20 protein-coding genes are annotated in these 22,677 nt (G+C 66.8%); 1 reads left to right on the top strand and 19 read right to left on the bottom strand.

Features of this window, described 5'->3' with window-relative positions:
* Positions 1-50: 50 nt before the first annotated feature.
* The 16 genes from IE212_RS08955 to IE212_RS08880 all read right to left on the bottom strand — a co-directional run bounded on the left by IE212_RS08955 (position 51) and on the right by IE212_RS08880 (position 18,777).
* Positions 51-3,209, bottom strand: a complete 3,159-nt coding sequence (locus IE212_RS08955) for a hypothetical protein (protein ID WP_190197189.1) — start codon at positions 3,207-3,209, stop codon at positions 51-53.
* Positions 3,206-4,309 carry a hypothetical protein gene (locus tag IE212_RS08950; RefSeq protein ID WP_190197188.1) on the bottom strand — a complete coding sequence of 368 codons (1,104 nt, stop codon included), beginning with the start codon at positions 4,307-4,309 and terminating at the stop codon, positions 3,206-3,208. The genes IE212_RS08955 and IE212_RS08950 overlap by 4 nt, the downstream gene beginning before the upstream one ends.
* Positions 4,310-4,367: 58 nt before the next feature.
* Positions 4,368-5,297, bottom strand: a complete 930-nt coding sequence (locus IE212_RS08945; protein WP_190197187.1) for a hypothetical protein — start codon at positions 5,295-5,297, stop codon at positions 4,368-4,370.
* 15 nt (positions 5,298-5,312) lie between these two features.
* On the bottom strand, positions 5,313-6,212 hold the full coding sequence (locus IE212_RS08940; RefSeq protein WP_190197186.1) for a phage distal tail protein: 900 nt from the start codon (positions 6,210-6,212) through the stop codon (positions 5,313-5,315).
* Positions 6,212-11,035 (bottom strand): phage tail tape measure protein, encoded by a 4,824-nt coding sequence (locus IE212_RS08935; RefSeq protein WP_190197185.1) that lies wholly within the window; start codon positions 11,033-11,035, stop codon positions 6,212-6,214. The genes IE212_RS08940 and IE212_RS08935 overlap by 1 nt, the downstream gene beginning before the upstream one ends.
* Before the next feature lies 1 nt (position 11,036).
* Positions 11,037-11,342 (bottom strand): hypothetical protein, encoded by a 306-nt coding sequence (locus IE212_RS08930; RefSeq protein WP_229864150.1) that lies wholly within the window; start codon positions 11,340-11,342, stop codon positions 11,037-11,039.
* A 26-nt stretch (positions 11,343-11,368) separates the two neighbouring features.
* Entirely contained in the window at positions 11,369-11,950 is a 582-nt protein-coding gene (locus IE212_RS08925; RefSeq protein ID WP_190197377.1) for a hypothetical protein, read from the bottom strand.
* A gap of 17 nt (positions 11,951-11,967) precedes the next feature.
* On the bottom strand, positions 11,968-12,462 hold the full coding sequence (locus tag IE212_RS08920; RefSeq protein WP_190197184.1) for a phage tail tube protein: 495 nt from the start codon (positions 12,460-12,462) through the stop codon (positions 11,968-11,970).
* A gap of 131 nt (positions 12,463-12,593) precedes the next feature.
* Positions 12,594-13,028: a hypothetical protein gene (locus IE212_RS08915; RefSeq protein WP_190197183.1), complete on the bottom strand. Its 435-nt coding sequence runs from the start codon at positions 13,026-13,028 to the stop codon at positions 12,594-12,596.
* A 57-nt stretch (positions 13,029-13,085) separates the two neighbouring features.
* On the bottom strand, positions 13,086-13,523 hold the full coding sequence (locus tag IE212_RS08910; RefSeq protein WP_190197182.1) for an HK97 gp10 family phage protein: 438 nt from the start codon (positions 13,521-13,523) through the stop codon (positions 13,086-13,088).
* Positions 13,524-13,527: 4 nt separating this feature from the next.
* Positions 13,528-13,905, bottom strand: coding sequence for a hypothetical protein (locus IE212_RS08905; protein ID WP_190197181.1), 378 nt, complete (start codon positions 13,903-13,905; stop codon positions 13,528-13,530).
* A gap of 101 nt (positions 13,906-14,006) precedes the next feature.
* Positions 14,007-14,429, bottom strand: coding sequence for a DUF6093 family protein (locus tag IE212_RS08900; protein ID WP_190197180.1), 423 nt, complete (start codon positions 14,427-14,429; stop codon positions 14,007-14,009).
* Positions 14,426-14,869: a DUF6093 family protein gene (locus tag IE212_RS08895; protein WP_190197179.1), complete on the bottom strand. Its 444-nt coding sequence runs from the start codon at positions 14,867-14,869 to the stop codon at positions 14,426-14,428. The genes IE212_RS08900 and IE212_RS08895 overlap by 4 nt, the downstream gene beginning before the upstream one ends.
* A 163-nt stretch (positions 14,870-15,032) precedes the next feature.
* A complete protein-coding gene (locus IE212_RS08890; protein ID WP_229864148.1) occupies positions 15,033-16,142 on the bottom strand; it encodes a glycosyltransferase family 4 protein in 1,110 nt (369 codons plus the stop codon).
* On the bottom strand, positions 16,139-17,473 hold the full coding sequence (locus tag IE212_RS08885; protein WP_190197178.1) for a hypothetical protein: 1,335 nt from the start codon (positions 17,471-17,473) through the stop codon (positions 16,139-16,141). The genes IE212_RS08890 and IE212_RS08885 overlap by 4 nt, the downstream gene beginning before the upstream one ends.
* A 53-nt stretch (positions 17,474-17,526) precedes the next feature.
* Positions 17,527-18,777, bottom strand: a complete 1,251-nt coding sequence (locus IE212_RS08880) for a nucleotide sugar dehydrogenase (RefSeq protein WP_190197177.1) — start codon at positions 18,775-18,777, stop codon at positions 17,527-17,529.
* A gap of 66 nt (positions 18,778-18,843) precedes the next feature.
* Here IE212_RS08880 and IE212_RS08875 point away from each other — a divergent pair, with 66 nt between their 5' ends.
* The gene (locus IE212_RS08875) at positions 18,844-19,617 is read left to right on the top strand and encodes a glycosyltransferase family 2 protein (protein WP_190197176.1); all 774 of its coding nucleotides are present in this window, start codon (positions 18,844-18,846) and stop codon (positions 19,615-19,617) included.
* Positions 19,618-19,750: 133 nt separating this feature from the next.
* Here IE212_RS08875 and IE212_RS08870 read toward each other — a convergent pair whose 3' ends face one another.
* The 3 genes from IE212_RS08870 to IE212_RS08860 form a co-directional block, all read right to left on the bottom strand.
* Positions 19,751-20,653, bottom strand: coding sequence for a TauD/TfdA family dioxygenase (locus tag IE212_RS08870; RefSeq protein ID WP_190197175.1), 903 nt, complete (start codon positions 20,651-20,653; stop codon positions 19,751-19,753).
* A gap of 78 nt (positions 20,654-20,731) precedes the next feature.
* Positions 20,732-21,643 (bottom strand): endonuclease/exonuclease/phosphatase family protein, encoded by a 912-nt coding sequence (locus tag IE212_RS08865; RefSeq protein WP_190197174.1) that lies wholly within the window; start codon positions 21,641-21,643, stop codon positions 20,732-20,734.
* Entirely contained in the window at positions 21,640-22,578 is a 939-nt protein-coding gene (locus IE212_RS08860) for an endonuclease/exonuclease/phosphatase family protein (RefSeq protein ID WP_190197173.1), read from the bottom strand. The genes IE212_RS08865 and IE212_RS08860 overlap by 4 nt, the downstream gene beginning before the upstream one ends.
* Positions 22,579-22,677: the final 99 nt, after the last annotated feature.

The following is a 22,677-nucleotide window of genomic DNA, read 5'->3' as shown; positions in this document are numbered from 1 at the left end:
GATCAGTCTATGAGACGCGGGGCACACCCGGATCGCCGTGCTCGGGCCGGTCAGGTAATGGCCTGGCCGGTGTAGTCGTCGGCAGAGCCACAGTCCTCCACCAGGAGGTAGGCCGTGTTGCTGCTGCTGGCGGCAACCGTCCACGTCTGCGCGACTCCTCCCTGAACTCCCGTCCAGCACAGAGCGGCTGTGACATCACTGCCGGTGGTGTTGGTCAGGATGGTCTGGATGGAAATAGCGGCGTTCGCTGAGGATCCTTGCAGATTGTTGACCCGTATCTGGTCCTTGTAGATCGTTCCCGACACGGTGTTCTTCCGGATCCGGTACAGCGCATAGCTGGCACTCGCCGCACTGTGCAAAGCCCAAATGGATATCCGGTATGCGCGGCCAGCCTTGAATGTGACGCTGCCTGTGGTGATGACGGCCGTCTCCGCGCTGGAGAAGGTGACGTTCGTGGTCAGGGTCCGCTGGGTGACAAACCCTCGGCCCTGCGCTCTCCCGTAGACGCTGAGATCACGGTCGACGGCGAATCCGCTGGATGTGAGCCTGGCGGAGGACCGGGCCGAGTCCGGTGGTGCGTCGCGGACATACAGCTCGATGGATGACCCGACAGCGGACGTGTCGGCTCCGTAACCATTGATGTACGCAACTCCGTTGCCACTCAACTCGTTGGCGTAGAGGTTGAAGACGGACCCCGAGTAGCTCGGTACGAGCCCTTGCAGGAACAGCCCCGTCTCCTGGCTGGTGCCGCTCACCCTGGGGGCGCTGAGGGAGACGCTGGGAATTTCGTACGAAACGGAGCCTTCTGAGCCGTAGGCAATGGCCGTGTTGAGCTCAGCGGGAGCTGCTTCATTCGCGCTGCCCGAATAGAACTCGACAGATCCAGTCTCCGCGTTGGTGTTTCCCGGACTGATGACAACGCGCTGTCCGCTTGCTGCGGTTTGCAGGGTACTGCCGGTGATGACAGCGCCGCTGATCCTCTTGCCGTTGATTGCGTCGGCATCGAGCTTGTCCGCCGTGATCGCCCCAGCCTTGATGTGGGTGGCCTCGATCGCCCCTGCGGCAATCTTCGTTGCCGTGACAGCGTTGACCGCTATCTTGTCTGCGGTCACGGCCAGCGCGTTCAGCTTGTCGGTAGTGACGGCAAGGGCCGCGATCTTCTCGGCCGTGACAGCCAAGGCCGTGATCTTCTCTGCTGTCACTGCTCCAGCGAGGAGCTTGGGCGTGCTGATCGCGCCATCGGCGATCTGTACTCCCGGTACGACGGGGCGAACGACCGCGTTATCCCAGAGCACTGTGCCAGCCGTCGACTGGTACGACTCCACCCAGACGGTGGCCGCGGTGGTGTTCGCCGGCGCAGTGACCATCGCCGCAAGTCGCTGCCATGAGCCGCGGGTTGGAATGTCGACCTGCGCGACGCCGAAGCCGACTGTGGCACCCGTGCCATCCAACCACCGGGCGTAGAACTTGAGCGCCGCTCCAGCCCAGTCGGCGGACGCGTTGACGTCGATAGCGAGGTAGAGCTGTTCTCCGCTCAAGATCGGCAGGGAGGTGAGGGCGAGGGACCGTGTGGTGGTAGTCGCAGCCGTCGCGTCGACGCGGAGGGCTTTCGCGGAGCCGTTGCCGCTGGAGACCACAGACCATTCGTTCTTGGCGATCGCCGCGGTGTAGGCGCCTTCGAACGACGGATCGCTCAACGCGTTCGTGCCACCTGCGACGACCAGCTTGTCTGTGGAGATCGATGCGGCCGCAATTTCGGACGCCGTGACCGAGTTCGCCGCTATCTCGCGGCCTGTGATGGCGTCGGCCGCGACCTTTCCAGCGATCACCGAATCAGCAGCAAGCGCAGCGGCGGTGACTGAGCCGCTCACCAGGTTGGTGGCATCGACTACGCCGGTCTTGAGCACCTCGATGGCGACGGCGTCGACCTGCATCACCGCCGCCGAGCCGGAGACATTCATCGAGCTGTAGTTCAGCCACAGGTAGGGCGTGATGTAGCGGACGGCTTCGTGGACGTATCCAGGTGAGCGGGCGTCGTTGTTGGGACCGGCTGACCCGCTGGCGCCGGAAGCCGCCCGATCCTTGAGGTAGCCGACGATCGTCACCCAGCCGTCCGCCGTCGGAATCGAACGTGCGGAGGCCGCCACGTAGTAGTGGCTGTTGGACGAGTCGGCGCCAGTGCGGTTGACGAGGGTGGTCTTGTCCGCACCGATGCCAAGCACGCCGACGTACACCGAGTCAGGGCCGGAGGCAGGTTGGGCGGTAGCGCGAATGCGGGCGCTGATCCGGTACAGGACACCGGGTTCGTACGGCACGAGAGTCGTGCCGCGCAGCCTGATGAACCCGCGGGCCTCGCCGACGGTCTGGCCGGTGGGTGCGTCTGGGACGCCAGAGAGATGCGCCCAGGCTGCTCCGGTGCTCTGGTCAGTGGTCTGCCAGGCCGCGGCCTCGCCCATCCCGTCGACCAGGCGCTGACTGGCACTGTCCGCCAGTGCGCCACCCAACGCGCCAAGCGTGACCGCGCCGTTGGCGAGCTTCCCCAGCGTGACGGAGTTGGCGGCGAGTTTCTCGGCGAGGACGGCACCGTCAGCGAGGGCGGTTGAGTTGACGGCCCCCAGCGCGAGCGCCGCGTCAGTCACCGCGCCACGCGCGAGCTTGGTTTCGTCGATGATCGCGTTGCCCAGGTCATCCGGTACTGCCTTGCGGGCCTGTCCCTGTGCGGCGTTCGAGGGTTCACCGGCCGCGCCGGAAGTGTTGACCGCGATCAGGCGCACCCACATCGTGTCGTAGGTGTCGGTGGCGATGGTGACGGTGCCGCCGACCGCCGTGTAGAAAGCGGCCACTGGGCGACGCGTGTCCGGCTCGGCGTCTGCGGTCGCCGAAATGTGGATCTGAACTTCGGCCAGGTCCAGAGGTGCGGTCTCTGCGTCCGTCCAGGTCCCCGGCCAGGTGATGGTGAACCCGGACAGGGCTGCCTCGACCGTCGGCGCCGTGGGCGTGGGAGGCGGCGGGCCGTTATGGGCGATGAAGCCGACGCTGCCGTCGTCCTGCATGCCGATGCTGCCGCGCAGGTTGCTGTCCTGGTCGTAGACCTCGATCGCACCGTCCTCGATCGACGAGTACGCCATGCGCGCAGTGCGAGTCGTGCGGGCAAGCTGCCGTTCTAGAGCGGCGACGCGGGCGGCCAGGCGGGCGATTTCGCTGCTCACGCGGTGCCTCCCCCGTAGGTGAAGCGGTCTGCTCTCTGCAGCTGGATGACGGCCTGCTCAGGGTCCTCGCCAGAGGCCGGCCGGATCTGCCAGCCGACGATCCGACACCAGGCGTCGAAGTCGGTCCACTGGTCGTGGATCCGTGCCCGCACGTCGTCCCCGATCTGCCAGGCGCCGAAGCGGGCGGAGGGGTGATCCCGGATGGTGATCTCGGTGACCTCACCGATGACCTGGCGGGAGATACGTTCCTTGCGGGCGCGGGCGGCCAGCCGGTCATTGGCCTTCTCCGCCGGTACCTCGAGGAGATGCTCCAGTCGCAGCCGTCCGTCGCGCACGGCGTCCACGGCGCGGCGCCGGTTCCGGCCTTCACCGGCGCCGAGGGCAATGACGACCTGGGCGAGATTGTCGGCGTCGTACTCGACCGGGACGGCCTTGATGATGTTGATGCCGGACTCGAAGTGGATGTCCGTGCGGCGGCGGCCGAGACGCGGCCAGCCGATACGGACGCGGCCCTGCGGGGTTCCGTTCTCCCAGGTGACCTCCTCGGTCCACTCGGGGCCGCCTTCGACGGCGACCATGTCCTCGATGACGGCGCCGAGAGAGGGGGTGTCCCACCAGTCGATTCGGTAGGGGTCCTCCGGTGTGCCGATGGTGGCCTTGGAGGTCGTGTCGTCGACCTGGATGCCGAGCTGACCGTCCGGCTGTTCCTGGCAGTACGCCCACACGTCGCGGATGACCTTGCAGGGGTCGGCGTAGGTGTAGGGCCCGCGGCCGTTGAGCTGGCCATGGAGGTCGTAGCGCCGGTAGGGGTAGGAGCCCCAGCCGGAGGCCTCGATGTTCAGCTGCTGGCCTTCGGGGTCGGCTCTCCAGATCAGACCGCCCCACAGCAGTCGTCCGTCACGCTCGACGTAGATCTTGGTGTTGCCGGGGTCAAGCTGGGAGCGGACCAAGTGGGCGAGGCGGGGTTCGACGGCTCCGGTGAGGCTGCCGGTCGCGGAGAGTGCGGGGCCGAACTCGACACCGGTAAGGGGGAGATCCCAGGCGAGGACCTTGTTGGTAAGTGCGTCAGTGGTGAGATAGCGGTACGACGGCGACGCCATCGGGCGCTTCCTAACTCTCCCCCGCGCCGTGACGGGCTTTGTGGTGGTGCGCGTCGTGTCAGAGAACGCCTTCGGTGAACTCGACATCAGCGATGATCGAGGTCGATCCGTCGACCGACAGGTCGCCGGTCTCGATCTTGGACATGTAGGTCTGCAGCGACAGTGTCTGAGTGGTGCCGCGCTGTGCTGCGCTGATCGTGATGTTGTCTGCGATGACAACGGTCTGACGTCGGACGACCGAGCCCTGGTTGTCGTCGATGACCGTGTTCTCGCCCAGGTCGGAGCCGAGCCTGGTCTGCATGGAGGCGAACACGTTGGCCCTGGACATCCGCAGCCCGGCGATGGTCACCACGACCTTGCCTGAGACAGCCCAGGACGGAATCGGGACCGACCAGCTTGCCGCGGTCGGCCAGTTGTGCCACTTGTTGTCCTGGTACTTCAGCTCACTGAACGCGGCCGGGTATGCCGTGTAGAGCTTCCGGTCACGCCGCGGGTTAGCGATCTGCCGCAGGTCCGTGACCATGGCGCTGGTTACCGTGGCCGTGTTCGCCGGGAGGTCGAGCCGGGCCAGCGGGATCGCCGTCATGCCGGAAGGGACCGTCTTCGTCGAGGCGGAGACGCCCGACACGATGTGGAAGTAGCCGATGTCATCCGCAGCCGGGTCCCGGTTGCCTTCGTACTCCGGATCCTCGACGCGCAGGCAGATCAGGTCCGATCGGCCAGCGGAGCCGGTGGGTGCGATCGGCACCACGGCGTCGCCCACGTTGTACTGGGTGTAGGAGCCCTGTCCCCAGGCCGCTCCTCGCACCACGGCGGAGCCATCGCCGACACGGACACCGGCGCCGGGCGTGGACAACTCTCTGACCTTCAGGTCGTTTCCTTCAGTCACGCCCTGGTTGCCGCGCGCGAGGTCGCGGACCATCATCCTGAAGGCTCGCGCAGGGTGGGTGCCACCGTGGGTCAGCATGGGTGGCTGGATCAGTGCCATCTGGCGGTGCTCTCCTTACAGGGCGGTGTAGGCGTCGCGCCACGACACCGTGAGTCGGGTGGAGTTGGTGTAGTCCGCACCGGTCCACCGGACTTCGCTGGTTCCGGGCGGGATCTGGAACAGGTCCAGGCGGGATGCAGCGGACAGGGCTGTTGCGACGTTGCCGCCGTTGCGCAGGACCCAGCGTGTTCCGGGGCGCGTGTCGATCTGGAGGGTGTCGCTCTCGCCGAGCGTCAGCGCGAGGTCAAGGACGCGGCCTGTCTCCGTGATCCATATGCGGGGGTTCACGACCGGGCCCTTGATCCTCAGGGAGGGCCAAGCGGGCAAGTCGCCCGCATTGGTCGCCCACCCAGGACGCTCCGCAGGATTGGATACGCCGGTCGTGATCGGCGCGGTCACCGGAGCGGTGAACCCTCCGTCGTCGTCGCCGCGTGCGAGGGGAAGGGTGACCTGCTGCTCGGGCTCTCCCTGCCATACCGGGTCGGTGACTTCGAACACCAGGTTCAACGGAATCCAACCGAAGACGGCCTGCGCCATGGACACCGGCTCAACATCGCGAATCCTTCCCAGCACGCGCTTGGGCCCGTCACGGCCCGGCCAGAACACACGAAGCGTCTGCAAAGCCCCAGCGGTCTTGCGCGTCGCGGGGTCCGACGCAGCACGCTTCAGCTCAGCCAGGGCATCGGCAGCGGCGGCCGGATCGCCGGGTGTCCGGATGCCGGCCTCGATGGTCACCGTCTGCGTGCCGTAGTAGTCCACACCGGGGAACGCACCGTCCTCGGTCGGCAACTCAACGTCCTGGGAGCGGACTTTGGGCGTTCCGAAGCCCGTGATGTCACCGATGGGGTATCGCGTTCCGGGGCCCAGGAGGACACCGGCGTAGTCGACTTGCCACTCTTGGGTGATCCTCGCCATCAGAGACGGCCTCCTCGCTGGGCGTTCCGAAGACGCCGCATGATCTCTGTGCCGACACGGTCGGCCGCTTTGGCGTCGGCGCCGCCGTTGACGGTCACGCGCATGGACCCGACGAGCGCGGCGGGCCGCTCTTCTCGGACGACGACGACTTGGACCGGGGCGGGCCGGGCATCGACGAGTCGTACGAGGCTGCTGTCGCCCGCGGGGGTGAGCTGGTAGCCGAACCTGTTCGCCACGTCCGCCAGGACGGCAGTCGCCGATCGCCGCTTGTTCACGCCGAGCGGCACGTACGCCTCTCCCCCGGTGGACGGCTCGGCGAAGCGGATAATCCCGTTGCTGGTGGCGTACAGGCCGGTACGGAGGCCGCCGTCCTCGTACGCGAGTTGCTTGTTGGCCTTGTCCAGGTCGGACAGGAAGCGCGTGGCCTTCTTCCCCAGCGCGTCCTTGATGCGAGTCCGGCCGAGGGTGGCGACCTCGATGATGCGGTCCTCGTCCAGCTGCGTCTTATCGGCGACGTCGTGGATGCCGGTCTTGCTGGAGATGATGGCGGAGATGATCGCCACGAGGTCGGGCAGGTCCTCGTCAGGGACAGCCTTAGAGGCGGCCTTGGCCTGAGTGTTGGCCTTCTTGGCCTTGCTCGGGGACATTGCGGCTTCTGCAGCGATATCTTCCGCGTCCTCGTCGCCCTGTTCGGCGAGCATCTTCGCCAGGTCGCCGTAGCCCATGGCTGCGAGCTTGGACAGGTTCTTCTCGAAGGCGGCCTGGTCCTTGATGGCCTGCTTGAGCTGGGCCGTGTAGTCGGACAGGGTGGCGCGTACGACGACGCCCAGCTTCTCCAGGTCCTTGGTCATCTCCTCCACGTACTTGGAGGTGCCGGTGGCCATCTTGTGGGTCAGCTCGACGCCGTCCTCGCCCATGGCCTCCAAGGCGTCGGCGACGTCCTGTCCGGCGCGCCTGGCGACGGTGGCGAGGTCCTTGCGCCACCGCTGGGCTCGCTTCACCGCCTTGTCGAGGTTCTTCTCGAACAGCTTCAGGTCGAAGACCTCGGTCTCCTTCTTGCCCTTCTTCACGGTGCGCATGGACTCCGAGCGGATCGACGAGATGGAGACCAGTTCTGTGGAGCCGGAAGGGCCGTAGGAGAAGCCGGTCAAGCCCCCGTCGGCGTACCACTCGACGCCCTTGCCACCGAGGCGCCGTACGACCTCCTCAGTGATCGCGCGTGATCGGCGCCGCTTGTTGTGGGCGAGAGGTATGTACGCCTCGGGCCCTGCCGCCTCTTCGGCCCACACTCGCCACGTCCCTTGCCGGGCGATCTGCGCGACGTGGTTCTCGCGGAGGCCTCCGCCGGCATAAAACTCCAGGATGGAGCCGTTGGCCTGTTGGCTCGGCGCCTGGATCGAGTCCGGAACACCGTTGGCATCACGGTCCCAGGACGTGGCCTGCCGCTTGATCAACAGGGGGACCACCACGGGCGGCGGTTGATTCGCGGTCACGTTGACGGTGACCGACTTGGTGCCCGGGATGTTCTGGACCGACAGACCGATGGCGTCGAGCTGTGCCTGTACCGCGGCCATGTCGCCGGACAGCAGAGCGGATGTCAGCGCGGCGGCAGCCTCGGTGCCCTTCGTGGCAGCGACCTGCCGGATGAGGTCGAGAGCACCGGACCATTCGGCGTTCGCGTCCTTCCCGGCCTTGGAGAACGCGGCCACCACCTTCGACAGGTCGGGGGCATCGATCGGTACGTCCGCTCCCCAGATGCTCTTCAGGGAGTCCATCGCACGCTCGGTGTCACCCGACAGAAGGGCGTCCTGGAAGGCACCGGCGGCGTCCTTCCCCTTCCGCTTGGCGACTGCAGCGAGGAGGTCCATGCCGCGGTCGAACTCACCGCGTGCGTCGCCGACGGACTTCTTCACGGCCTTCCGCAGGTCGATCATGGCCATCTGCTCGGTGACTTTCTGGAATGCGGCAGGATCGTTCCGCTCTGATGCTTCGGCCCAAGCGCGGCCGATCTCCTTGCCGTACTTCTCAGTGATCTCGGCTGTCTTCTCCAGGCCGAGCCGGTACGCCTCTGTGGATCGCTCGGCGTCCTCGGTGACGATGTCGCGCAGCTCGTCGGCGACCCTCGTCTTGCCCTTCTTCAGCTGACCGACAAGTTCGTCGAGCATGGGCGCGGCGTCCACCCCGAGTTCGGCGAAGTGGTCAGCGAGGTCGTCGTAGCCGAATACGGCCAGTTCAGACAAGTTGCTCTGGAAGTCCCGCTGGGCCTGGAGCTGTTCGCGCAGCTCCTTCATGTAGTCAGACAGCTTCACCTTCGCGGTGTCGGCGTCCTTTCCCGCCTTCCGCATCGCCTCGGCTGCGTCGTTCTGCGCGTCCTTGAAGGCGCGGGACGGGTCGACCGCATCGCCGACGGCCTCGGCGAGTGCCTTCATCTCGTCGGTGATCTGCGGGGCGCCTGTGCGGTCGATGTCCGCGAGGGAGAACAGGTCGAAGATGCCGCCGCTGGACTTGGCCTGCTGCTTGATCTTCGCTTCTACGATCGCCTTCTGCTCCGCGATCTCCGCTTCCTTCTTGACCGCGTTGGACCACATCTTGTGGCGCTCTTCGAGGACCTTCTTCGCCGTCGAGAACTGGGTGATGCTCTCGTAGTCGCCGGGCGCCTCACCTGCCCTGGCCTTCCGGGCGTACTCGTAGGAGTCCTGCTGGAGCCGGGCTTGGAGTGCGGCCAGCTTCGCTCCGCCGGATGTGATCGCGTCGATGGCCTCAGTGGTGCCGATGCCGACCTTCTCGAGGTCTTTCAACGCACCGTCGGAGGTGAGCTGGTCGTACAGCTTGTTGATGCTGACGCCGGTCGCCGCCTCCTCGCGTTCCTGCTGCAGCGCCTGGACCAGTTCGTTGGTGGCGTCCTTCGCTTTCTGCTTGGAGGCGGTGTAGGCGGCGTAGCCGGCGATGCCGAGGGTGAGGACGGTGGCGAGGCCGGTGACGGCGAGACTCGTACCGGCCAGCACGGCAGGCATTACAGCGCCTCCCGTCTGGGCGGCGGCCAGGGCCGACCGGAACGCGGCAACTTGCGCAGTGACCTTCATGTAAGCGCCGCGAAGCAGCAGCAGTCCCGCAACGGACGCAGCAACGATCGCGAGGACGGACTTCATCGGACCGGGCAGGTCCTCGATGGTGCCGACGAAGGTGTGGACTGCGGTCCCGATCGTCTTGAGCACAGGCAGCAGGGCACGGCCGAGGTCGATGGCGAGGGCACGGGCTTGGTTGGCAGCCAGCTGCCATTGGCCTGTGACGGTGTCGGTCTGAAGGGCATACGCCTTCTGCGTGGCTTCAGCGCGCGCCACTTCGCTGGCGATGCCCGCGTAGGTGTTGGCGTAGTTCTGTCCGCCAGCGGTGGCCAGGGCGAGAGCCGCGCGAGTGGCGCGGATGTCCTTCCACATGTTCGCGATGCCCTCGGCGGTGTTGCCCGCCGCACCGTTGAGCTTGTTCACGACCACGTACAGGCCGTCTTGTTCGACGGCGGAGGCTGCCGACTCGTATCCGAGGTCCTTGATCGCCTGCTTGAGGTCCTGCGTCGGCTTCATCACCCGGGTGAGGAGCATGTTCAGTGCGGTTACGGCCTCGGCCGCAGGGATGCCAGTGAGGGTGATCGCGGCGAGCGCGGCGCTCATGTCGTCGAACTCCACGCCGGCCGCCGCGGCCATAGGTACGACGTCGCCAAGCTGCTGCGCGAGCTCTTCGAAGGAGATAACGCCGTAGTTGACGGTCTGGAACATGACGTCCATGACGTCGCTGGCGTCGGCCGCGGTCATCCCGTACGCGTTGAGGACGCCGAGCAGGGCTCGTGCGGACGTCTCCGACGTGGTCAGACCCGCTGCGGCGCCCTGGGCCGCGACTTCCAGGATCTTCATGGCGGCCGCGCCGTCGAAGCCGGACGAGACCACCTGGTAGAGGCCCTCGGCGAGCTGTTCGGCGGTCTGCGGCAGACGGGTGGACAGCTCGACGATCTGGTCGGTGAAGGCACCGACGTTCTCGGACGTGATCTGCCGGGAGATCGTCAGTACGTTGGCCATCGCCCGCTCCAGTGCGATGGCCTGCGCCACGCTGACGCCGAGCGCCGCCCCGATCAGCAGTCCGTTCTGAGCAGCTCGCGCGGCTTGGGCGTTGCGTGCTGCCGCCAACTGGGCTTCCGCCCGCGCGACTTGCTGCGCCTGCCGTTGCGCACTGCGGGCTGCGGCGGCCTGTGCCTCGTCACGCATCCGCACCGCTGAGGTCGCGCGGGCCTCGGCCGACGCGGCGAGAGTCGCGGCACGCGAAGCTGTAGTCTGCGCGGCCGTCGCCCGCCGCTGAGCATTCGCGTGTTCCTGAGTGGCGCGAGCGGCGGCTGTCTGGGCTGCTGCGGCTGTGCGAGCGGCAGCCGCCGCTCCGGCGCCGACCGTGGCCTGGGCGCGGGCGGTCATCGTCTGCGCCAGCGCCTGGGCGCGCGTTGCGCGCTCTGCGGCGGCCGTCACCGCAGCCTGTGCGGCCGCCGCACGGCGTGCTGTCGCCGCCACCACCGCTTGGGCGCGCCGAGCGCGCTCCTGTGCTGCGGTCGTCCGCTGGACCGCCTGGGCCACTTGGGCCTGGGAGCGCACCATCTGCGCCGACGCGGCGGCCTGAGCACGGGCCAGGTTGTCGCTGGCGACGCGTACCTGGTTCAGCCGTGTGGCTGTCCCGTCCAACTGGCCATCGAATGTGCGCAGTTGGGCTGCCCCCTGTCGGAGTCCGGTAGAAAGCCCACCGGTCGACGCGAGCAGGTTGACGTACAAGGTGTAGGCACCGGCCACGTCAGGATGCCTCTCTGGGTCTCAGCCCGATCTTGAGCCCCCGCCCCTCTGGTCCGTCAGGAATGTGTTCGCGCTCCATCTCGATGACCTCGCAGCCCACGCAGCGGTAGGGCTCGGCCACGTACGCGAAGCGGTCGCCGCCCTGGTCCTCGTCCCACTCCGCCGCCCGTGTCCCGCAGGTCTCGCACACGCTGCGCCGGTACGCCAGGTAGGCGATCGCCTTCGCCCGATCCAGGGCCGTCCACCTGCCGTCCCCCGCACCCGTGAACTGCGAGTGCGGGATCCCGTAGGCGTGGCACAGCTCCATCTCGGCCCGGAATTGGTCGTCGGCGATCAGCCTTTTCCCAGGTCGGCCCTCATGGTCTGGTTGACCAGCAGTGCCGCCGTGAACAGGGCCTTGGCGTCCGCATCGCTCCAGCTGTCCAGGAGTTCCTGGGCCTCTGCCTCGCTCATGCCGTCCACCGAGGACGCGGCGATGAGCGCGGCCGGGAACGTCTCGACGTTGTACTCGTGCCCGAGGTCGGCCTGATCCTCCGTGGGCGCGTGCTCGTGCAGCAGTTGCTCCCAGACGGGCCGCGGCAAGGCCCGGAAAGTGAGCGTGAGGGTCCCGGACACCAGAGCCCGCCGCGCGTCGTCCAGCGTGGACTGAGCGGCCAGCACATCCGGCTGAGCGTCCGCCCATATCTCCCGCTGGTCGGCCGGCACCTCCATTTCAGAGGCTCGGCCCAGCGCGCTGGTACGGGCCTTGGCGAGATCGAGCGCCGCATCGGTCACTCGCTGCTTCAGGTCCCGGTCGTCGAGGAAGGAGACGGTACGTTCGGGAAGGCGACGCGCCCGCAGCCGAGCCATCTTGGCGGCCCAGTGCGGATCGCGGGCAACGGCCTCGGCGGGGGGCTCAACAAACGACGTGGTCATACGGCAACCCCGCCCGCTCAGACGCTCGTCGCCGCGGCCGGGACGGGCGCGTCCTGGATGGGCTTGTCGGTCACGTTGAAGCTGACCTTGAACTTGGCCGGTTCGGCGGCCGTCGTGTAGGTGCTCGACCGGGAGCCCACGCGCACCGGGAAGATGTCCATGGACTTCGACCCCGGAGTGTCGCCCTTGCGGAGGATCACCACGTAGCCCTCGGTGCCCTTGGCCAGGAGCACCTCCAGGTCGTTGCTGACCTTGTCCTCGTAGAACGTGAGGCTGGAGTTGTCCGCCTTGTCCTCGCCAGGGATGTTGCCAGTGAACTCGGTCGCCAAGTCGGGGGTGTCGATCGGGGTGTTCTCGACGGCGAAGCCCTCGATGTCGCTGATCGCCGGTGAGAGGTCGGTTCCGTTGGTGCCGCCGAGCTCCGATCGGGTCGGTATCAGGTCCTTCGCGGCGATGTCCTTCAGGAAGTAGAACTTCGTGGTGCCGCGACGGGTGAACCGCTGCTGTGACACTGATTCTCGCTCTCCGGGAACCGGTGTTCCGGAGCACAGACGCCGGGCCGGTCCCCATGAAGGGGGGAATCGGCCCGTGCCGGGTGGCCGGGCGTCCGCGAGGAGGCCTCCGCGGTGAGGTAGCTGGAACGTCAGGACCCGAGAGTCGTCACAGTGAGGACGTACCGCTGCACATAACTGTATACGCCACCACTGACGGACATCCCTTCCTCCTTGTCCAGCTCACGGTCGATCACGACGTAGCCGGTGATGGCGATGGTGTTGACGTAGGCCCCGCTCAAGCGCGCGAGGAGCGCGGTGCGGACCTTGTCGGCCATCCACTCGACCTGTTCGGCGGTTGAGGCAACCGAGGTGACCTGGACGAGCACCCGGGCGTCAGCGTCGCCGTCACCGTAGGGCGGGCCGCTCGTCGTCACGCCCAGCGGGTAGAGGACGCTGTAGGGGATCGTGGCGCCGGTGGGCGTACTTGATGCCGTGGGGGCAGTCCCGTACCCGCAGCTTCGGGCGGTCGCTGTGGCCAGTGTCTTCTGGATCGCGAGCGACACTTCTCTGCCGGAGACGGGCACTACTCCTCCTCTTCTTCTGCGGGGTGGTGATCTGTCGCGCGGTGGCGTGGCGGTCACTCACGGGTCGTCATCGATCGTGTCGCCGAGCGCGGCGATGAACAGCGGCCGGATCTCCTCGACGGCTGGCCCGACATGCGGGTAGGGCGGCTGGTTGTAGATGCGCCCCAGACTGTCTGCGCCGACGAAGCCGTACTCCAGGCGTCGTGCCTGTGGCTTGTTCGTGCCGACGACCGCCGTGACGGTGAACCCGTCCGTGGACACCTCGTGCGTCCAGGAGCGCCGGTAGTCCCCCGTGGGCGCGTTGGGGCCCGGCCTGCCGCTGGCCTTGGCCTTGATCCTCGTTTCCAGCAGCATCGCGTAGTGCTGGACGGCTGCGGTGACCTCGGGCAGAGTGCGCGCCGCCCTGGCGTCGAGCTGCGCGGCGATCTGGAACGCGTTGGAGTAGGCGCCCGCAAGAGGGTGGGCGTTGGGGTGCGGATTCAGCGAGGACGCCACTGACTCACTGCCCGTCTTCCGGTTCCGGCTCGTCCCACTGGCCGAGGGCCCATTCCCGCAGCAGGGCGAGCATGGCGCGGGTCAGCTCGTGCGGTCGGCCGTCCATGAGGTCGTGTCGGTCGAGCGCAGCCTTCTCCAGCTCGGCGGGACTGATCACGGACAGGAAGGCAGCCGCTGCCGGACCAGGGTCCGGCGGGTCGCCGATGACAACGTGCGCCAGGCCCTTGAACACACCGGTCGCCGTGGATCTCGGGGAGAGTTCGATGACCATCTGCGGTACGTGGCCCGCGCGGTGGGCCAGCGAATAGGCAGAGAGGTCCCGGGAGACGTCGTGACCGTCGATCTCCACGACGGCGGTATGCCCCTGCCCGGTGACGCGCACCGACAGGGGCTCACCCTTAGGAGAGGTAGGTTCTTTACTCTGATGTGTTGGCACCTATCTGAGCTTACGGGCATCCGGCGACAGCCCAGTTCGACAGCCGTCTACGGAGGGGTGATCTCGTCGAGACGGGTCACCCGAACAATCTCGACCGTGGACGCCTCCGACGGATCGAGGACCTGCCACACCCGATTCGCTGTCGCCGCGTGCTCCCCAGCTGCGGCCACGACCTCCACGCGGTCGTACCGCACGGGAACGGGCGCCGAAATCGGCGTGAGGAGCCGATACCAGCTGACCGTGTCGTCCAGCCATTCCCGCCCGAGAACGTGCTGCGCAGTGACCTGGCCATGGCCGGACAGGACAGCTCCCGGTCCCTCGTAGACCAGTTCCGCTGGCACGGACCCCAGGAGGCCGGTCGAGGGGTCGAGTTGGGGAGTTCCCGTTGGGCGGGTGATCCGTACCGTGTCCACCAGCAGCGTCGACTCCAGCCTCTCCCGTTCCGCCTCAGTGTCGATCGGCGTGCTCACGAGGTGCTGCCCGAAGTGCTGGACTGGGTGTTCTGATCCAGGAACGTCGTGCGGACCACGGCCAGAGTGGAGGTCTGCCCGACATCGAGGACGCGCCACGTGCGGCCGATCGCTGCCGGGTCGGCGGCGTTGACGACGCTCACCGTGTCCTCGCGCGAGGCCACCGGGGCGTCCAGAGGCGTGATCAGCTTGTACTTCGACGTGGAGTCGTCGACGTACGCCTGGCCTTCCAGATGCAAGACGATGCCGGGATCTCCATTCGGGAAGACCCCGCCATGCCCTTCGTAGATGATGACTGGCGGGCCAGGCTCGTACTGGCCCGTGTCCGGGTTGAAGACCGGCTCGCCCGCTCTGCTGATACGTACGATGTCGGTGAGGATCTTGCGTTCGATCAGGGCGCTGACGGCCCCGAGGGTCAACCCTTCAGCGGGAGTGCTCATATGTTCGAGCGTAGCCCTGTCAACTGACAGCCCGAATTCCTCCTGACTGCAGCCGGTACATATCACCCAAGCCTGCGATATGCCGAACAGCCCCTGCGCTTAACGGAGTTGTCTTACTGGCGTGTCACCTTCGTGTAGCGAGGCCGGCCTCGAAACACCGGGGTCAGGAGGTAATGCGGAGCGTCAGTTCGCGAAGCCGGCGGCCGGTGGTGGTGATGTCGTATCGGCGCGCGTTCTCGAGAGCCGCCTTGGTCAGGGCCTTGCGCCGGTCGGAGTCCCGGCCCATCTCGTCTAGAGCCACGGCCAGCGAGCGCGGGCTTCCAGGAATATAGGGAACGCCAGCACCCCCGAGGATTTCCCTCACACCGGGAAGATCGGAGTAGGCAACCGGAAGTCCGTGGGCTTGAGCCTCAATGAGGACGAGCCCGAAAGCCTCCAGGCCCCTGGTGGTGAAGACCCAGGTGTCGAAGTTCGGCAGGCGGCGCCACAGGTCGGTGCGGGGCAGGAACGGTTCAAAATGAACCCGGGCCCGGAGCCCGAGCTCGACAGCCCGCTGTTCCAGATGCTCCCGTAGGCTTCCTTCGCCGATCACAGTCAAGTGGTGCGGTAGATCCGTTAAAGCGAGGGCTTCGACTGCGGTGATCGTGGATTTGTTGTCGTCCAGACGACCGGCGTGCACCAACGATAGCGGTCCGATTCCGGTAGGCGAGTGATCCCGCACTCGGGCATCACTCAAAGGGATGCCCCATGGGACAACGGTAAGTCGATCGGTGAATCGGCGTCCGGTGAGACGGTCGATGCGGTCAGCGAGGGCGGAGGTCGGAGCCACGATCGCGGCGCTTGCGGCAGCAACTTCATTCATAGCCTCGCGTTCCGATGAGCTGCGCTCGGCCACCATCACGTCGGGGCCGTGGGCGATGGCGATGATCGGGATGCTGCCGGCGGCTCGGGTGAAGGCCAGGCTGAGAGCGAACCCGAGGTACTGGGCATGAATGGCATGCGGCTGGATCTTCTCGATGAGCGCACCGACCTCACACGTCAGCTCGTCAACGTACGGGGCGAAGTCGGGGCCGTGAGGGCGCTTCGTCGTGGAGAGGGTGATCAGCTGATCAAACGCAGCCTTCCAAGCCTGATCGACCGGCGCCCTACCCAGGAAGGTCGTATGGATGTCAGGCATCGCGCCGTAGAGATCGTTGACGAGGATCATGCTCCCGGACGAAGGCGCGGCCGTGCGGTTAATGCCGGTCAGGATGTTCAGGAGCTGGGCGGTCACGCCAGGGCCTCGAATCGTGAATCGTCGGTGACGTTCTGCATCTCGCGCTGACGGGGTGGTGCCCACCACGACGCCAGGTGCGGTGTGAACACGGCCGTGACCTCATCGGCCGGATGTAAATAGCCCTTACCGTCCAGTTCTGCCGTCCATACTCTGACTGTCGATCGGGGGTAGACGGGATTTACCCCCACCTCTCCCTTGGGGAGGACTCCGTTAAAGGGGGTGGGTATTCCCTCGTTGTTCCAGTAGTCCCATGCCTCCAGCGCCTTGGCTTTTTCGAAGCAGTGGTACAACTGCCGATAGCGGGGCATGTACCGGATCTCGCGGAAGATCATCTGGCCGATCAGTCCGGGCGCGGCTTTCCGGACCGTGCAGAGATCGGCGCCCTGGAAGGTGACCGATGCCGCGTCCTGGGACGGGTGCAGCGCGGTCCGGGCGAACAGGTGGGACAGGCGTCTCCGGACGTACTCGGCGGCTCCCTGGCCGAGAGCCGGTTCCATGCCTTCGATGATCTGGACGAGCCGGTCATGGCGCGGATTGAAGCGGGCCAGGTCGAACAACTGGTCCATGCCGTCCACGGCGGCGAAGGCCAGTCGTTTGTAGAGCCAGTTGTTCAGCTCTCCTGCCTGGGCGTAGGTCTTGGTCTCCGGAGTAACGGAGTGGAGCATCAGGTATTCGGACACAACCTCGAAGTAGAGGTAGCCGAGGAACGGCACGTGGGCCACGGCGTCGGACAACTGGTCGATGAACTTGGGTGCCGGAGTGGCATGGCCGACGGCGTTGCGCAGGGCGACGTCGAGGAACACGGCCGCGGCGCGCAGCCCGGCCAGCACTGCGCGGTCGAGCTGGTCGTTCTCGGCCGGGGTGAGGAAGCTCTGGTAGCGCAGGTAGGTACGCAGGTGGATGGCACCGAGATGCAGGTAGTCGACGCCCTTGGGCCGGATCGGGGCATCCGGGGTGACCTCGAAGACCATGGGCGTGGTGGAAGGCTTTGTCCGCATCAGGTAGGCGCCGAGGTTGTGTGGGCGCAGTCCCTCGCGCTGACTGGCCAGAGGCGAGCAGTACAGGGCCCCGACCAGGCATCCAGTGGAGACGTGCAACTGCCGGCTGGCGCGGATGGCGTCGATGTCCTTGGTGGTGTGCAGGAGGTACATCGGCTTTCCGCTGACGAGCGCCTCGGTCATGGCGTTGTGTCGTATCAGCCAGCCGTTGGGGGTTGAGCGTTCCAGGTGGTGGCGCCAGTCACTCTCACTTTCGGCCAGCGACGCAGGAATTTGACGCTGGGCGGGCATGGTGTAGTCCGTGTGGACGTGTTCCCATTCGTCGCGCAAGACAGCTCCCGGGGACGGAGGATTGGCAGCGGGGGCCGGGGGATTTCGAGAAGCTAAAGAGTCTCGACGTTCACTCCGGAAAGGCGGTTTCGGCAGTCGAGAACATAAGTCGCGTTCTTCTCGATCATTGGGAGGTCGAATCGCGGGTGATCCATGAGAAGAACCACTGCATCAGCGGCGGCAACCTCGTCCGGGGTCGCATCGACCCGAGGCACGTTCAGCTTGGCGTCGTCGCCGTCCGGGATGTTGGGTTCGGCGCCGCGGACCTCGGCGCCGAGGCCGATGAGGAGTTCAGCGACACGCGCCGAAGGGGAATTGCGAAGGTCGGTGGCGTTGTACTTGTAGGTCAGGCCGAGCAGCAGAATCCGAGATCGACTGATGGGCATGCCGCGCTTGTCGAGTGCGTCCACGAGACGCCGGACAACGTAGTCGGGCATGTGCCGGTTCACGTCAGCGGCGAGTTCCGCGAACCGGAAAGGGACGCCGAGGTCCTGCTGGGCCTTCCACGAGAGGAACATCGGGTCAACGGGCAGGCAGTGCCCGCCGACTCCCGGCCCTGGGGTGAACCGTGTGAATCCGAAGGGCTTGGTCGCGGCGGCGTCAATCGCCTCCCAGATGTTCACGCCGAGGGAAGCGGCCAGCATCGCCATCTCGTTGACCATGGAGATGTTGACGAACCGGAAGGTGTTTTCGATCAGCTTGGCCAGCTCGGCGACCTTCGTCCCGGACACCGGTACCGTGGTCTGGAAGATGCCGTCGTAGAAACCCTTGATCACGTCGAGTGATTTGGCGTTGATTCCGGACACCAATTTCGGCGTCCCGTCGAACGACCACCGTTTGTTTCCGATCCGCTCGGGGCTGAATCCGGCCAGGAAGTCCACCCCGCCCTTGAGGCCCGACGCCTCCTCCAGGATCGGCAGCAGCAGTTCCTCGGTGGTGCCGGGATAGGTCGTGGACTCCAGGACCACCGTCGCACCGGGGCAAAGGTGCTCGCCCAGCGTCCGGGCGCAGGACTCGATGTAGGTCAGGTCGGGCACGCCGTCCCGCAGCGGGGTCGGCACGGTGATCACCGCGATGTCGAAGCCGACCAGCGCGGCAGCGTCGGCGGTCGCGGAGTAGGCCCCGGAATCCAGCACTGCGCGCAGCCGCGAGGAGTCCACGTCCCTCACGTAGGACTGGCCGGCGGCGAGCTGCTGGACACGGTGCGTGTCCACGTCGTAGCCGACGACACGGTGACCTACCTCGGCGGCGCGTACGGCCAGGGGAAGCCCTACATAGCCCTGACCAGCGACAACTATCTGCATGGCAGCTCCTACTCGATTGCGGTGCTTGAATGGACCGTCGTTCCTGGTCTGGCAAGGAGAAGTGCTGTGCCCCTGGTGTCTGTCGTGATGCCCGTGTACAACTCGGCAGCGACCCTCGGCGCAGCCGTCCGATCGGTGCTCACGCAGACCCACAGCGACCTGGAGCTGCTGGTCACCGACGACCAGTCCTCCGATGGCTCCATGGACCTGCTCCGCGAGTTCGCCGAGCAGGACGAGCGCGTTCTGCCGAAGTCGGCACCCGAACGGGGCGGTGCGGGCCGGGCACGCAACCTGGCGATTCAGCGGGCCCGCGGGGACTACATCGCCTTTCTCGACAGCGACGACATGTGGCTTCCGGAGAAGACCGAGAAACAGCTCGCCTTCGCCGCGGAAGGTGATGCGCCGCTGACGTTCACCTCGTACTTCAAGATGGACGCCGACTACGACGGCGAGAGCACCGACTGGGTACCGAACGGGCGGGTGATCCGTGCGCGGGAGCGCGTGGACTACCGCGCGATGCTGGTCCGAGACCACATCGGTGCCCTCACCGCCATGTACGACCGCAATGTCCTGGGCACGAGGTTGATGCCGGAGATGCGCAAACGGCAGGACTACGCCCTCTGGCTGTCGATCATGCGGGACGGCGCTGACGCCCGGGGCCTGGATGAGCCGCTTGCGGTGTACAGGGCGCACCAGGCGGGATCGCTGTCCTCCAACAAACTGTCGCTCGTGCAATACAACTGGGCCCTGTACCGCGAGCACGAGCGTCTGTCGGTCCCGCGGGCGACGCGGGCGCTGGCCGGCGCTGTGTGGCAGTCGCTGTACAACTCGCGCATATAGGTCCGTGCGCGGGGAGCCCGCTGCCCGACCGTTTCCGGGGGTGCCCGATCGGGCCCCGCCCCGTGGCCGTGCCACGTGCTCGGGGGCTGGACCCGGGGGCGGGACTCGGTGGGTCACCGGTGCTGTCGGCCGGCTACGCGACCGAGTCGTCGCCGGCCCTCGCGCGCAGGAACAACTGGAGGAGCAGCCGCCGGTCGGAGACCGGGACGGTCTCCTGACCGCTGTGGAGCGCCTCCCGACCGTGCAGGAAGCGGCGCTGGTTCACGATGAGGTAGTCCCCGGGCTGAAGCATGAAGGAGACCTGCCCCCGGACGAGCTCCGCGGCGAGCTCCCTGGCGGCGTCGGCGTGCGCCTGGCCGAGCTCGGACCTCTCCAGCATCTTGGCGGTGAACCGGACGAACCCCTCGCCCGGGTCGGAGCCGTCCAGTATCGGAAACGGCTTGTACTCCTCGCCCACGCCGAACAGGTCGAAGAAGGTCCCGTAGTGGTAGGCCGACTCGGCCAGCAGGGCGCGGCTGTCCTCCGACAGCCGCGCCACCGCAGCGTGGGCGTCGGAGAGGATGCTGGGGCCACCGCCGAGCGGGTCGGGGCGAACGCACAAGAGCGTGGTGTAGTCCGGGGGCAGAGTCCCGTTCACCAGGTCCATGTGGAACGCGTTGTACCCGATGCCGCTGGACTTGCCGGGGTCCTTGTCGACCTTGACCCCAATGTCCTTCCACAGAGGCCACCGTGGGAAGGGCGAGAAGGGGACCGCCACCTCGGCCGCGAAGCCCGTCACCAGCCGCAGGAACCGGCCGTCGTCGGTCCCCAGCTCCTTAACGAGGTTCCCCAGGCGCAGCACGGCGTATCCACCGCCCTCCCCGGTCAGCGCGTGGCGCAGCGTCGCGGCGGTCTCCTCGAACCGCAGGGTGGCCGTCAGCTCCGTCCGGTACTCCGCCATGGTGGACTGCGCCAGGAACGAACCGTCCAGTTCCCAGGGCGGGAGAGAGCGGTCGATCAGAGCGGCTTCGAGTTCGCTCGGGATGTCGATAAACACGCGGAGCTTCCTTGTCTCTTGGGGTCTCGGGGTGTCGAATCCGGCTCAAATCAGCCAGTTCATCAGCGCGGCCGTCTATCAAGCCGCGACGTCTGCGGCTTGCTGGTTGAGGACGTCCGAGATGCTGTCGCCGTCGAGCGTGACGCGGACGATGTGGTGGTCCGACACGTCTTCGGGCACCTCGACCACGTCCACACCGGTCACCGCAGTCAGCAGGTCAGTGGTGGCGTAGACGCGGTCGACGCGGGAGTCCGGGCCGTGGGTCTCGCAGCCGTTGACCGTGCGCGAGACCGCCGTGGGGTCGTTGTGTCTGACGGCCCAGTGACGTGCCACGTCTTCCAAACCAGCGGTGCGCAGCGCCTCATCCGGGCGGGTGTCCATCACTCGGGTGCCGTCCGGGCCCACATACGAGCGGTGCAGGCGGTGCGGTCGGTCCTTGATGTCCTCCAGCACCGGCAGCACGCAGTCGCCTTCGATGCCGGGGACCGGATAGCTGTTGGTGTCCCCGGCAGCGAGACACGGCATCCTTACGATCTCGCCGTGCGGGGCGGTCCACTTCTTGTCGGCCCAGGTGGACAGCCACTCAGCCTCAGCGAGACGGTTGGTGCCGGATGCGTAGTTGAGGTGGTAGGAGGCCAAGCAGAGCGGCATGGCCTCGCTCCCGGCGGGCAGGTAGCGCATGGTCAGGGCCGTGGGTGGCAGCACCCACATAGGGCCCGTCTTCGACCACTCACGCACAGGCTGGAATCTGCGTTGGTCCGCGAAGATGGCCGTGCGAGAGTCTCGGCCCAGCCAGCCGCGCAGGCCGAGAATGCCCTCCAGCTCGTACAGGATCGCGTTGCCGTCGGCGTCCGCACCCCACATTTCCTGACGGAATACGAGGTGAGGGCTCAGGGACACCAGCCTCTCGTGCGCCTGGAGACGCTTCGCGGAGTCACCGCCGCCGTTGTTCTCGAAGTTCCAGGACACCACTGTGAGTTGAGTGCTCATGCTGCGACAGCCCCCTTGCCGGGCGCACGGTCCAGGGCGCGACGCAGCTTGGAGCGACTGAACGTGGCCAGGACGGGCGCATGGTCGGAGACTTCGATCACCTCGTCGGTGACGATGACCTCCACCCGGGTCAGGGCCTCGGCAACCCGCGGTGTCGCATAGATGCGGTCGATTCGCCGCCTCGGCCCCTGGTCCTTGCGCCACAGGGAGGCTGTCGCGGTCAGGGCGTCCTGCTGGCCGAGTTCGGTCGCGGCGTAGTGCGCCAGGTCCACGAAGACGGGCGGCTGCCCGTCGTACTCGCCGGCGAGGATCTCATCGGGCACGGTATCGGTGACGCGCCTGCCGTCTAGCTCGATCGTCCGGGCCTGGAACAGCGCCCGGTCCTCGACCTGGCTCCAGTCCGTGGGGTCCGCCGTCTCGTCGTCCTGTCGGTGCGGTTCGCTGTTGCAGTCGCCGCCGAATATGGCTTCCATACCCGGCCGCCTCAGTACGGTCAGCCGCTTCGCTTCCCGGGCCCGCGTCGTCGGGTCCCAGGAGCACAGATGGATCGACGCGAGGCTCAGGGGTGTCGGTGCGTCCATGAGCTGCACCAGCGGATTGCACACGGGGTGCCACATGAGGGTGCGGTGATCGAAAAACTGGATCGGGTCGCAGAGATCCCGGTCGACGTAGACGCCGGTCGGGTTGGCGGACTCCTTGGTGGCACTGGCGAGGAACGGAGTGTGGTTGCCGAGTCGTCGGGCTTCCGCCCAGACCATGCGCTGACCGTACATCTCAGCGCGCGTCAGCTCCTGCCGGAGCAGCACATGTGGTCTTAGCCCCATGAGGATGTCCATCGCCAGGTGCCAGCGGTGGTCGGACCCGTCAGCGTCCGTGCCGTTGTGTTCGACGTTCCACGACACGACGGTGAACTCGTCGTTCGCAGCCTGATTCATCAGATCCCCTGAAGGTGCGGATTGGTCATGTGCACCGCCGTGTCTGGCTGGTGCCGGGTTCGGTGCCGCCCGACGGAGCGGGGCATTGCAGTGGTCCGC

It is taken from the genome of Streptomyces djakartensis (assembly GCF_014651075.1).
GTDB lineage: Bacteria > Actinomycetota > Actinomycetes > Streptomycetales > Streptomycetaceae > Streptomyces > Streptomyces djakartensis.
Note: the sequence above shows the minus strand (reverse complement) of the source record. Positions and strands in the feature narration are given on the sequence as shown.